Raw genomic sequence first — 12731 nt, 5'->3', positions numbered from 1 at the left:
GAGAAGAATGAGCCGTTCCGCACACCCCGCCGGGCCCCGTCACGCCGACGTCCTCCCGGAGGGCCACTACACCGCCCCGCCCGCCGACCTCAACGCCCTCGACCCGAAGGTCTGGGCGCACACCGTCACCCGTGACCAGGACGGTGTGGTCAGTGTCGGAGGGATTGAAGTCACCCGGCTCGCCGAGGAGTTCGGCACTCCCGCCTACTTCGTCGACGAGGTCGACTTCCGTGCCCGGGCGCGCGCCTGGCGTACCGCCTTCGGGCACGACGCCGACGTCTTCTACGCCGGCAAGGCGTTCCTGTCGCGCGCCATCGTGCGCTGGCTGCACGACGAAGGCCTCAACCTGGATGTGTGTTCCGGTGGTGAGCTCGCCACCGCCCTGTCCGCCGGGATGCCCGCCGACCGCATCGCCTTCCACGGCAACAACAAGTCCGAAGTCGAGATTCGTACGGCCATCGAGGCGGGCGTCGGGCGCATCGTGCTCGACTCCTTCCAGGAGATCGTCCGCGTCGCCCACATCGCCCAGTCCCTGGGCAAGCGGCAGCGCGTGCAGATCCGTGTGACGGTCGGCGTCGAGGCACACACGCACGAGTTCATCGCCACCGCCCACGAAGACCAGAAGTTCGGGATCGCGCTGGCCGACGGCCAGGCCGCGGAGGCCGTACGGCGGGCGCTCGCCCTCGACGGGCTGGAGCTCGTGGGGATTCACTCGCACATCGGGTCGCAGATCTTCGACATGGCCGGCTTCGAGGTCGCCGCCCGGCGTGTGGTGTCGCTGCTCGCCGCCATCCGTGACGAGCACGGTGTCGAGCTGCCCGAGATCGACCTCGGCGGCGGTCTGGGCATCGCGTACACGAGTGACGACGATCCGAGTGAGCCGCACGAGATCGCCAAGGCCCTCAGCGAGATCGTCACGCGTGAGTGCGAAGCCGCCAAGCTGCGGACGCCTCGGATCTCCGTGGAGCCCGGGCGCGCCATCGTGGGCCCGACCGCCTTCACCCTGTACGAAGTCGGCACCATCAAGCCGCTCGACGGGCTGCGCACGTACGTCTCCGTGGACGGCGGCATGTCGGACAACATCCGCACCGCCCTGTACGACGCCGAGTACAGCGTCGCCCTGGTGTCGCGTACGTCCGACGCCGAGCCCATGCTCGTCCGCGTCGTCGGCAAGCACTGCGAGAGCGGCGACATCGTGGTGAAGGACGCCTTCCTGCCCGCCGACCTGGCCGCCGGCGACCTCATCGCGGTCCCGGCGACCGGTGCGTACTGCCGCTCGATGGCCAGCAACTACAACCACGCGCTGCGCCCGCCCGTCGTCGCCGTCAACGACGGCGAGGCCCGGGTCATCGTCCGCCGTGAGACGGAGGAGGATCTCCTGCGTCTCGACGTCGGCTGAAACAGGCCCTCTGCGGAGGGCTGGAAGCAGCCCCGCGAGGCGGGCTCGAACAAGCCTCCGAGGCGGGCTCGAACAAGCCCCCCGACGCGGGCTCGAAGAAGCCCCAGGGGCGACGAAAGATCTCCTGCGCGTCGCCCCTGGAAAAATGAAATAGACATCTCACGATCCGGACGAGGGATAGAAACTCCCGTCCGGTGAGTGAGACTGGTCCAACCGAAGACGGTATGAGGAAACGAGGTCGGATGATGCGTACGCGTCCGCTGAAGGTGGCGCTGCTGGGCTGTGGGGTTGTCGGCTCAGAGGTGGCGCGCATCATGACGACGCACGCCGATGACCTCGCCGCGCGCATCGGAGCCCCCGTCGAGCTGGCCGGTGTCGCCGTCCGGCGGCCCTCCAGGGTCCGCGAGGGCATCCCGGCCGACCTCATCACCACCGACGCCACCGCCCTCGTCAAACGCGGCGACATCGACGTCGTCATCGAGGTCATCGGCGGCATCGAGCCCGCCCGCTCCCTCATCACCACCGCCTTCGAGCACGGCGCCTCCGTGGTCTCCGCCAACAAGGCGCTGCTCGCCCAGGACGGGGCCGCGCTGCACGCGGCAGCGGTAGAGAACGACAAGGACCTCTACTACGAGGCCGCCGTCGCCGGTGCCATCCCGCTGCTCAGGCCGCTGCGCGAATCCCTGGCGGGCGACAAGATCAACCGCGTGATGGGTATCGTCAACGGGACGACGAACTTCATCCTCGACAAGATGGACTCCACGGGGGCCGGCTACCAGGAGGCCCTCGACGAGGCCACCGCCCTGGGATACGCCGAGGCCGACCCGACCGCCGACGTCGAAGGCTTCGACGCCGCCGCCAAGGCCGCGATCCTGGCCGGAATCGCCTTCCACACGCGCGTGCGCCTCGACGACGTCTACCGCGAGGGCATGAGCGAGGTCACCTCCGCCGACTTCGCCTCGGCGAAGGCGATGGGCTGCACCATCAAGCTGCTCGCCATCTGTGAGCGGGCCGCCGACGGGGGCTCGGTCACGGCGCGCGTGCACCCGGCGATGATTCCGCTGAGCCACCCGCTCGCCTCCGTGCGCGGCGCGTACAACGCCGTGTTCGTGGAGTCGGATGCCGCCGGGCAGCTCATGTTCTACGGGCCGGGCGCCGGCGGCTCCCCGACGGCCTCCGCCGTCCTCGGCGACCTCGTCGCCGTCTGCCGCAACAAGCTCAGCGGTGCGACCGGGCCCGGCGACTCCGCGTACACCCAATTGCCCGTATCGCCCATGGGTGACGTCGTGACGCGCTACCACATCAGCCTCGACGTGGCAGACAAACCGGGTGTTCTCGCCCAGGTGGCCACCGTCTTCGCCGAGCACGGCGTGTCCATCGATACGGTGCGCCAGCAAGGACGACAAGACGGAGGCGGCGAGGCCTCCCTCGTCGTCGTCACCCACCGTGCGTCCGACGCGTCCCTGAACGGGACCGTCGAGGCGCTGCGCAGCCTCGACACCGTGCGGGGTGTCGCCAGCATCATGCGGGTTGAAGGAGAGTAACCAGCAATGACCCACCAGTGGCGCGGAATCATCGAGGAGTACCGGGATCGGCTGCCGGTATCCGACAGCACGCAGATCGTGACGCTCCGTGAGGGCGGCACGCCGCTCGTGCCCGCGCAGGTGCTCTCCGAGCGCACGGGCTGCGAGGTCCACCTGAAGGTGGAGGGTGCCAACCCGACCGGGTCCTTCAAGGACCGCGGTATGACCATGGCCATCACGAAGGCCAAGGAGGAGGGCGCGAAGGCCGTCATCTGCGCCTCCACCGGCAACACGTCGGCCTCCGCGGCCGCCTACGCCGTACGGGCCGGGATGGTCTCCGCCGTCCTCGTCCCGCAGGGCAAGATCGCGCTCGGCAAGATGGGCCAGGCCCTCGTGCACGGCGCGAAGATCCTCCAGGTCGACGGCAACTTCGACGACTGTCTGACGCTGGCGCGCGCGCTGTCCGACAACTACCCGGTGGCGCTGGTCAATTCGGTCAACCCGGTGCGCATCGAGGGCCAGAAGACCGCCGCCTTCGAGATCGTGGACATGCTCGGCGACGCGCCCGACATCCACGTCCTGCCGGTGGGCAACGCGGGCAACATCACCGCGTACTGGAAGGGCTACACCGAGTACGCCGCCGACGGCATCGCCAAGCGGACGCCCCGCATGTGGGGCTTCCAGGCCTCCGGGTCCGCTCCCATCGTGCGCGGCGAGGTCGTCAAGGACCCCTCGACCATCGCCACCGCGATCCGTATCGGCAACCCGGCCTCGTGGCAGTTCGCACTGGCCGCGCGGGACGAATCGGGCGGTCTCATCGACGAGGTGACGGACCGTGAGATTCTGCGCGCCTACCGGCTGTTGGCCGCGCAGGAGGGCGTCTTCGTCGAGCCCGCCTCCGCCGCGTCCGTCGCCGGTCTGCTGAAGGCCGCCGAGCAGGGCAAGGTCGACCCGGGCCAGACGATCGTCTGCACGGTCACCGGCAACGGCCTCAAGGACCCCGACTGGGCCGTCGCGGGCGCCCCGCAGCCGGTCACGGTCCCGGTGGACGCGGTGACGGCGGCGGAGCGGCTCGGCCTGGCCTGAGGCGGAAGGCGGCCTGGCGCACAGCGGAGCGGGTCGGCCTGACGCAAAGCCGAGCGGCTCGGCCTGGCGTAAAGCCGCCTGGCGTAAACCCGCCAGAGTCGGCCGACGACAGGCCGACCTTGTCTCAGGCAGGGGAAAACCTCGTCGGGAGCGGGCGGAAAATCGCCAGAAGGCGACGAAAACCGCCCGACTCCGGGGTCGCCCCTACGGCAACCTGACGGGGGGTGCACAGGGGGCTTACGACACGCATCGTGCGCCTCCTGTGCGCCCTATGTCGCCACAGAACCTTCCTTCGATAGGCTGTACCGAACCCGCCCGCCGCATATGCCGCGGTGCCGCGCCGTCATTACGGCCTCCGGGGCTTCCGCACGTATCGCAACTCATCGCAGTTCATCTCAATTCATCGAAGATCTCGTACATCACGCAGCTCAAGGAGAGTCATCGAGCGATGGCCGGTCCAGCGTTCCGCGCCGCCGCCGTCCGGGTGCGCGTCCCCGCCACCAGTGCCAATCTCGGCCCGGGCTTCGACGCCCTCGGCCTGTCACTGGGTTTGTACGACGACGTGGTCGTCCGGGTGGCCGACTCCGGGTTGCACATCGACATCGCAGGTGAGGGCAGCGAGACGCTCCCGCGCGACGAGAGTCACCTGCTCGTACGCTCCCTGCGCACCGCCTTCGATCTGCTGGGCGGACAGCCGCGCGGCCTCGAGATCGTCTGCGCCAACCGCATCCCGCACGGGCGGGGCCTCGGCTCCTCCTCCGCCGCCATCTGCGCCGGCATCGTCGCCGCGCGCGCCGTGACCATAGGCGGGGATACCAAGCTTGACGACACCGCGCTCCTGGAGCTCGCCACCGAGATCGAGGGACACCCCGACAATGTCGCGGCCTGTCTGCTCGGCGGCTTCACGCTCTCCTGGATGGAGGCCGGCGCGGCGCGGGCGATCAGGATGGAGCCCGCCGATTCCATCGTTCCGGTGGTTTTCGTACCGGGAAAGCCGGTGCTCACCGAGACCGCGCGCGGACTGCTGCCGCGCACCGTGCCGCATGTCGACGCAGCCGCCAATGCGGGCCGCGCCGCACTGCTCGTCGAGGCCCTGACCCGGCGCCCCGAGCTGTTGCTGCCCGCCACCGAGGACCGGCTGCACCAGGAGTACCGCGCCCCGGCCATGCCGGAGAGCGCGGCTCTCGTGGAGCGGCTGCGAGCCGACGGCATTCCCGCGGTGATCTCCGGCGCGGGCCCCACTGTCCTCGCCCTTGCGGACCGGGCGTCGGCCGACAAGGTGGCCGATCTCGCAGGTCAGGGCTGGGCCGCCAACCGGCTGGACCTCGATGCCCAAGGGGCGAGCGTGCTGCCGCTCGCACCCCTCGGGGTCAATTAGCGGCGCACGGTTGCCGGATTTGGAGAGGGGGAATGTTTGTTGGATCCGGTAGTGTTAACCTCAAGTCTGCACCCGAACCCACCATGTCGAGGTGCTTCGTGTCCCCGTCCGGGACAACCATTCTTCCGGGAGCCTCCCAAACTGCTTTGTGCCATGCATTGGGTGCTATGCGCTGAGCAGTACTGAGCACGCTCCGGAACCGGCGTGACCGTGCCGATGACACCGCAAATCAGTGCCACGGCTCCGGAATCGTCATCACCAGATATTTCTTCCGCCTCTTTGGCGGACCACCGCCCCGGCACGGTCCACACAGCAAGGACCAAAGCCGGACAGCACAACCGGTCGCCGAGCCAGACAGGCCGACGTCCGCTCCAGGGAAGGACCCTTCGTGAGCGACACCACCGATCTGATGGGCGCACGTGTCGAGGAGACCGCTGCCGCGCCCGCCACGGACGCCTCCGCGCCTGCCACCGGTGCCGGCTCCCGGCGGCGCCGCGGTACCGGCCTCGAGGGCATGGTGCTGGCCGAGCTGCAGCAGGTCGCATCCGGCCTCGGCATCAGGGGCACCGCGCGCATGCGCAAGAGCCAGCTGATCGAGGTCATCAAGGAGGCGCAGGCGGGCGGGGGAGCCCCGGCGAAGACTGCCGAGGCCGCCACCGAGACCAAGCCGAAGCGCCGGGCCACCTCGAAGGCCCGTACGGGCGACGAGACCGCCGCTCCGGCCGAGAAGAAGGCCGAGAAGGTCGCCGCCGAGAAGGCCGTGGCCCAGCAGCAGATCGAGATCCCCGGCCAGCCCGCCGGGGGCCCCTCCCGCGATGGGGGAGACGACGCCCCCGCTGAGCGCCGTCGTCGCCGTGCGACCGCCGAGGCCGGCAGCCCGGAAACGGTCGCCGCCGAGGCGAAGACCGAGCCGAAGGCCGAGACGCCGGTCCAGGCGCAGGGCGAGTCCAAGGGCGACACCGCCGAAGGCGCCGACGGCCGTCAGGGCCGCCGTGACCGTCGCGACCGTGACCGCGGTGACCGCGGTGGCCGGGACCGTGACCGCCGCGGCAAGGGCGACGAGCAGCAGGGCGGCCAGGGTGGTGGCCAGCAGCGCCAGGACCGCCAAGAGCGTCAGGACCGTCAGCAGCAGGGCGGCGGCCGCCAGGACCGCCAGCAGCAGCGCGACAACGGTCCGCAGGACGACGACGACTTCGAGGGTGGCCGTCGCGGCCGTCGCGGGCGCTACCGTGACCGTCGTGGCCGTCGTGGCCGCGACGAGATCGCCGAGCCGCAGCTCGCCGAGGACGACGTCCTGATCCCCGTCGCGGGCATCCTGGACATCCTCGACAACTACGCCTTCATCCGTACGTCGGGCTACCTGCCGGGTCCCAACGACGTGTACGTCTCCCTCGCCCAGGTCCGCAAGAACGGCCTGCGCAAGGGTGACCACGTCACCGGCGCGGTCCGGCAGCCGAAGGAGGGCGAGCGCCGCGAGAAGTTCAACGCGCTCGTGCGCCTCGACTCCGTCAACGGCATGGCACCCGAATCCGGGCGCGGGCGGCCGGAGTTCAACAAGCTGACGCCGCTGTACCCGCAGGACCGGCTCCGTCTGGAGACCGACCCGGGCGTGCTGACGACCCGCATCATCGACCTCGTCGCGCCGATCGGTAAGGGCCAGCGCGGTCTGATCGTGGCCCCGCCGAAGACCGGCAAGACCATGATCATGCAGGCGATCGCCAACGCGATCACGCACAACAACCCCGAGTGCCACCTGATGGTCGTCCTGGTCGACGAGCGTCCGGAAGAGGTCACCGACATGCAGCGGTCGGTCAAGGGCGAGGTCATCTCCTCGACCTTCGACCGTCCGGCCGAGGACCACACCACGGTCGCGGAGCTCGCCATCGAGCGCGCCAAGCGCCTGGTGGAGCTGGGTCACGACGTCGTCGTGCTGCTCGACTCGATCACGCGTCTGGGTCGTGCGTACAACCTCGCCGCCCCGGCCTCCGGCCGCATCCTGTCCGGTGGTGTCGACTCGACGGCCCTCTACCCGCCGAAGCGCTTCTTCGGTGCCGCGCGCAACATCGAGGACGGCGGCTCGCTGACCATCCTCGCCACCGCGCTCGTCGACACCGGGTCCCGCATGGACGAGGTCATCTTCGAGGAGTTCAAGGGCACCGGCAACGCCGAGCTCAAGCTCGACCGGAAGCTCGCCGACAAGCGCATTTTCCCGGCGGTGGACGTCGACGCGTCCGGCACCCGTAAGGAAGAGATCCTGCTCGGCAGCGACGAGCTCGCCATCACCTGGAAGCTGCGCCGCGTGCTGCACGCGCTCGACCAGCAGCAGGCGATCGAGCTGCTGCTCGACAAGATGAAGCAGACGAAGTCGAACGCCGAGTTCCTGCTCCAGATCCAGAAGACGACGCCGATGCCGGGCAACGGCAACGACTGAGTCCGGTAGGGCAAGCAGGACAAGGGCCGCCCCCGTCACGCAAGTGACGGGGGCGGCCCTTTGCGCTGCCGGAGACAGGTGTACGATCGCGCTTCTTTCAGCGTTCATTGAATTCGCCTGTCTCAGGGGGGACTTGAGTGGATACATCCATATCCGGCCGTGGTCGTCACAGACGCCGGATACGCATCGCCGTGCCTGTCGCGGCGGCAGGCCTTGCGGCCGCCGTCGCCGGCGCGCTCCTGATGTCGTCCGCGAACGCGGCCACCACGCCGCCGACGCCGAGCGTCAAGCCCAGCACTTCCTCGCCCGGCCTGGCCGAGCTGGAGAGGCGCGTCGCGGGCGGCCTCGCGGGTGACGACACGGCGGGTCGGACGACCACGAAGTCGTCGCTGAGCGCCAGTACGGACACCGCAACCGTCGATCCGAAGATCATCGGCGGCACCGAGACCACCATCAGCACGGCCCCGTGGATGGCCCAGCTCTGGTACTACGACGACAAGGGCACCACCGACGAGAGCGACGACCTCGGCTTCTTCTGCGGCGGCTCCGTCGTGTCGCCGACGAAGATCCTCACCGCCGCGCACTGCGTCAAGGGCTACAACTGGTACAAGTACGGCGCCGTCGTCACCGGCACCGCCCAGCTGCCCACCAGCGACAGTTCCGGCAACACCGACCTGCACGGCGGCACGGTCTCCCTGCCCCTGCGGCAGTGGAACCACCCGTCGTACAACTCGACGACCATCGACAACGACATCGCGGTCCTCACGCTGGACACCGCCGTCAAGGCCAAGCCGATCCGTATGACGACGTCGGGTGACACCGCCTCGTACGCGGCCGGCACCACTGCGACGCTCTACGGCTGGGGCCGTACCAGCTCCACCACTCAGGACATCTCGGAGACCCTGAAGACGGCCACGCTGCCGATCAACTCCGACACCACCTGTGCCGGCGCCTACGGCAGCGAGTTCATCAAGGGCCACATGGTCTGCGCCGGCAAGCCGGCGACCGGCAGCGACACCGGCACCACCACTGCGTGCAACGGCGACTCCGGCGGCCCGCTGATCGTCGGCGGCCGTATCGTCGGTGTCGTCTCCTGGGGTGTGGAGGACTGCGTCGCGCAGGGCGCGTACAGCGTCTTCTCGAAGGTCAGCACATACGTGGGCGCCGCGTACCCGCGCGTTGAAGACGCCAACCTGAGCCGTGACCACAAGGCCGACCTGTGGGTGCGCAACTCTTCCACCAAGACCGGCTACGAGAAGGACTCCACGCGCTCCGCGTTCGCCGCGCGCCAGTCGTGGGGCGACTGGAACGGCGTCAACGTCGTGCTGCAGACCGACCTGAACCGGGACGGCTTCCAGGACCTCGTGGTGCGCGACAGCGCCACCGGCAACGTCTACTGGACGCACTACGTGCTGGCGAGCCAGAGCTGGTCCACCGACCAGATCTTCACCGGCTGGAAGACCCGCACCCGGATCATCGCCCCGGGCGACGTCACCGGCGACTACCTGCCCGACATCCTGTCGGTGGACTCCGGCGGGACACTGTGGATCTACCCGGGCAAGGGCAACGGCACCTTCGGCTCCCGCTTCTCGGTCCGCACCGGCTGGAACCAGTACAACTCCGTGCGCGGCCACGGCGACCTCACCGGTGACGGCAAGGCCGACCTGCTCGCCCGCCAGTCCAGCACCGGCGACCTTTACCTGTACAAGGGCACCGGCAAGTCCGGCTCCGAGGCCTTCTCCTCGCGGATCAAGGTGCGCAGCGCCTGGACCGGCTACAACGCCTTCGACGCGGTCGGTGACATCACCGGCGACGGCAAGGCCGACTTCCTGGCCCGTACGCCCGGCGGCACGCTCTACCTGTACAAGGGCACCGGCAAGGCGACCAGCGAGATCTTTGCCACAAGGGTCTCCGTCGGTACCGGTTTCCAGCAGTACGACATCTTCGGCTGAAATCGCAGGTGAACGGGGTCTCCCCGGCTTCACCGATGACGCAACGTGCCCATCGCTTCACGCGGTGGGCACGCTGCGTTGTGCAACCCTTTCCCGAGTTTCCCCGTCTGACCGTACGCAGTGACCATGAAGCGGTACGCATCGTCACGGCCAGCCGGGCTTGGCCCTGAAAGCAGGGGGTAACCGACCGCAGAGGGACTGAGGAGCAGATGTCTGCCGAGAGCACGCCGGAACCCGGCATACCCGGAGAGTCCGGCACCAGCGCCCCGCGTCGCCGCGCGAAGGGCCGCCGCCGCAAGACGCGCAGCACGCGCCGCAAGGCACTCCTCATCACGGCCTGGACCGCTGCGGGCATCGTCGTGCTGGGGGGCACGGGCGCCGGGATTGTCTACTTCAAGCTCAACAGCAACCTGAAGAACGTCGACATCAACCAGGCCCTTGGCACCGACCGGCCGACGAAGGTCGACAACGGTTCCGAGAACATCCTGGTCCTGGGCTCCGACACGCGCTCCGGCAGCAACAAGAAGCTGGGCGGCGGCACCGACGACGGCAGCGCCCGCTCCGACACGGCGATGATCGTGCACGTGTACAAGGGGCACAAGAAGGCCAGCGTGGTCTCCATACCCCGCGACACCCTCGTCCAGCGGCCCTCGTGCACCGACACCAAGGGCGTGACGCACGACGCGGCCTCCGGCGTGATGTTCAACTCCGCGTACTCCACCGGGGGCGCCGCCTGTGCGGTGAAGACCGTGGAGTCCATCACGGGTATCCGCATGGACCATTACCTCGAGGTCGACTTCAGCGGCTTCGAGAAGCTCATCGACGACCTGGGCGGTGTCTCGGTCACCACGACCAAGGACATCAAGGACCCCGACAGCCACCTGAACCTGGCGGCCGGCACGCACACGCTCGACGGCAAGCAGGCGCTCGGCCTGGTCCGCACCCGGCACGGCGTCGGCGACGGCTCCGACCTCGGCCGCATCCAGCTCCAGCAGGCGTTCATCAAGGCCCTGGTCGACCAGGTCAAGCACATCGGCGTCCTGTCCAACCCCAAGAAGCTGTACGACCTCGCCGACACCGCGACCAAGGCCGTCACCACCGACTCCGAGATCGGCTCGGTCTCCGACCTCGCGTCCTTCGCCAACGGCCTCAAGGGCATCAGCTCGTCCAACATGCACATGGTGACGATGCCGGTCCAGTACGACGCCGCCAACGCGAACCGCGTCCTCGTCGACAAGGCCAAGTCCGAGCTGGTCTGGAAGGCGCTGAAGGGCGACCGGCCGATCCCGAAGGCGGCCACCGAGGGCACGGCCACGGGCACCGCGAAGGGCGTCGTCAGCTCCGGCTGAGCGATAGGAGAACCCTCGGGGAATAGATCACCGCGCCCCCCGGTTTTGGGGGATGCGGTCAGTCCTGGCAGACTGGTACGTCGGCTCCGGTTCACGCTCCCGCAATCCGCGGCGGCGACCCGGCGCCCTCCCGAAACTAGGAGACACCTTGAAGCGCGACATCCACCCCGAGTACGTCGAGACGCAGGTCAGCTGCACCTGTGGCGCGTCGTTCACCACCCGTAGCACGATCTCCAGCGGCACCATCCGCGCCGAGGTCTGCTCCGAGTGCCACCCGTTCTACACGGGCAAGCAGAAGATCCTCGACACCGGTGGCCGTGTGGCCCGCTTCGAGGCCCGCTTCGGCAAGGCTGCCGCTGCCAAGAAGTAGCGAGCCCACAGCGCCGGTCTCCGGTGCCCCCATGCCGGGGGCGCCGGGACCGGCGCTTTGCGGTGCAGCCCCCATTCGTCTTACCCACGTCCCCGAGCCCACACTGGAGCGGGGGACAGCCCATTGGAGCCGGAGATGTTCGAGGCGGTCGAGGAACTCATCGGCGAGCACGCCGATCTGGAGAAGAAGCTCGCTGACCCGTCGGTCCACGCCGACCAGGCCAACGCGCGCAAGCTGAACAAGCGCTACGCCGAGCTGACCCCGATCGTCGCGACGTACCGCTCCTGGAAGCAGACCGGGGACGACATCGAGACGGCGAAGGAGTTCGCCGCCGACGACCCGGACTTCGCCGCCGAGGTCAAGGACCTGGAGAAGCAGCGCGAGGAGCTCACCGAGAAGCTCCGTCTGCTGCTGGTCCCGCGCGACCCCAGCGACGACAAGGACGTCATCCTCGAGATCAAGGCGGGCGCCGGTGGCGACGAGTCCGCCCTCTTCGCGGGCGACCTGCTGCGCATGTACCTGCGCTACGCCGAGCGTGTGGGCTGGAAGACCGAGATCATCGACTCCACCGAGTCCGAGCTCGGCGGCTACAAGGACGTCCAGGTCGCCGTGAAGACCAAGGGCGGCCAGGGTGCCACCGAGCCCGGCCAGGGTGTCTGGGCGCGCCTGAAGTACGAGGGCGGTGTGCACCGCGTGCAGCGCGTGCCGTCGACCGAGTCGCAGGGCCGGATCCACACGTCGGCGGCCGGTGTCCTTGTCACGCCCGAGGCCGAGGAGGTCGACGTCGAGATCCACGCGAACGATCTGCGCATCGACGTCTACCGCTCGTCGGGCCCCGGCGGCCAGTCCGTCAACACCACCGATTCCGCGGTGCGCATCACGCACATTCCCACCGGAGTCGTCGCCTCGTGCCAGAACGAGAAGAGCCAGCTGCAGAACAAGGAGCAGGCGATGCGTATCCTGCGCTCCAGGCTCCTCGCGGCGGCACAGGAGGAAGCGGAGCGAGAAGCCGCTGACGCCCGTCGCAGCCAGGTCCGTACCGTCGACCGCTCCGAGAAGATCCGTACGTACAACTTCCCGGAGAATCGCATCTCGGACCACCGAGTCGGCTTCAAGGCGTACAACTTGGACCAGGTGCTCGACGGGGAGCTCGACGCGGTCATCCAGGCCTGCGTCGACGCGGACTCGGCGGCCAAGCTCGCGGCCGCCTGAGAGCAGGCCGCGTAACAGCGGTACCCAGCAC

The 12731-nt window shown here is 69.0% G+C and carries 9 protein-coding genes; all 9 read left to right on the top strand.

Annotated elements, in window-relative coordinates; translation table 11 throughout:
• The first annotated feature begins 7 nt into the window (after positions 1-7).
• The 9 genes from lysA (at position 8) to prfA (ending at position 12700) form a co-directional block, all read left to right on the top strand.
• A complete protein-coding gene (gene lysA / locus ACIBK0_RS20465) occupies positions 8-1399 on the top strand; it encodes a diaminopimelate decarboxylase (RefSeq protein ID WP_399081601.1) in 1392 nt (463 codons plus the stop codon).
• Positions 1400-1644: 245 nt separating this feature from the next.
• Positions 1645-2943, top strand: a complete 1299-nt coding sequence (locus tag ACIBK0_RS20460) for a homoserine dehydrogenase (RefSeq protein ID WP_399081911.1) — start codon at positions 1645-1647, stop codon at positions 2941-2943.
• A 6-nt stretch (positions 2944-2949) separates the two neighbouring features.
• Entirely contained in the window at positions 2950-4008 is a 1059-nt protein-coding gene (gene thrC / locus ACIBK0_RS20455) for a threonine synthase (protein ID WP_399081599.1), read from the top strand.
• A gap of 448 nt (positions 4009-4456) precedes the next feature.
• The gene (gene thrB, locus ACIBK0_RS20450; RefSeq protein ID WP_369249203.1) at positions 4457-5386 is read left to right on the top strand and encodes a homoserine kinase; all 930 of its coding nucleotides are present in this window, start codon (positions 4457-4459) and stop codon (positions 5384-5386) included.
• Positions 5387-5774: 388 nt separating this feature from the next.
• The gene (gene rho, locus ACIBK0_RS20445; RefSeq protein WP_399081597.1) at positions 5775-7817 is read left to right on the top strand and encodes a transcription termination factor Rho; all 2043 of its coding nucleotides are present in this window, start codon (positions 5775-5777) and stop codon (positions 7815-7817) included.
• 242 nt (positions 7818-8059) lie between these two features.
• The gene (locus ACIBK0_RS20440; protein WP_399081909.1) at positions 8060-9769 is read left to right on the top strand and encodes a trypsin-like serine protease; all 1710 of its coding nucleotides are present in this window, start codon (positions 8060-8062) and stop codon (positions 9767-9769) included.
• A gap of 209 nt (positions 9770-9978) precedes the next feature.
• Positions 9979-11118: an LCP family protein gene (locus ACIBK0_RS20435; protein ID WP_399081595.1), complete on the top strand. Its 1140-nt coding sequence runs from the start codon at positions 9979-9981 to the stop codon at positions 11116-11118.
• A 148-nt stretch (positions 11119-11266) separates the two neighbouring features.
• On the top strand, positions 11267-11488 hold the full coding sequence (rpmE, locus tag ACIBK0_RS20430) for a 50S ribosomal protein L31 (RefSeq protein WP_030574381.1): 222 nt from the start codon (positions 11267-11269) through the stop codon (positions 11486-11488).
• 135 nt (positions 11489-11623) lie between these two features.
• Positions 11624-12700: a peptide chain release factor 1 gene (prfA, locus tag ACIBK0_RS20425; protein WP_399081593.1), complete on the top strand. Its 1077-nt coding sequence runs from the start codon at positions 11624-11626 to the stop codon at positions 12698-12700.
• Positions 12701-12731: the final 31 nt, after the last annotated feature.

Origin of the sequence: Streptomyces sp. NPDC050564, from assembly GCF_044457265.1 — a bacterium.
In the GTDB taxonomy this organism is placed as follows: domain Bacteria; phylum Actinomycetota; class Actinomycetes; order Streptomycetales; family Streptomycetaceae; genus Streptomyces.
Note: the sequence above shows the minus strand (reverse complement) of the source record. Positions and strands in the feature narration are given on the sequence as shown.

Coding starts and splice junctions, on each gene's coding strand:
- lysA (WP_399081601.1), top strand. CDS start 8: ATGAGCCGTTCCGCACACCCCGCCGGGCCCCGTCACGCCGACGTCCTC.
- ACIBK0_RS20460 (WP_399081911.1), top strand. CDS start 1,645: ATGCGTACGCGTCCGCTGAAGGTGGCGCTGCTGGGCTGTGGGGTTGTC.
- thrC (WP_399081599.1), top strand. CDS start 2,950: ATGACCCACCAGTGGCGCGGAATCATCGAGGAGTACCGGGATCGGCTG.
- thrB (WP_369249203.1), top strand. CDS start 4,457: ATGGCCGGTCCAGCGTTCCGCGCCGCCGCCGTCCGGGTGCGCGTCCCC.
- ACIBK0_RS20440 (WP_399081909.1), top strand. CDS start 8,060: ATGTCGTCCGCGAACGCGGCCACCACGCCGCCGACGCCGAGCGTCAAG.
- ACIBK0_RS20435 (WP_399081595.1), top strand. CDS start 9,979: ATGTCTGCCGAGAGCACGCCGGAACCCGGCATACCCGGAGAGTCCGGC.
- prfA (WP_399081593.1), top strand. CDS start 11,624: ATGTTCGAGGCGGTCGAGGAACTCATCGGCGAGCACGCCGATCTGGAG.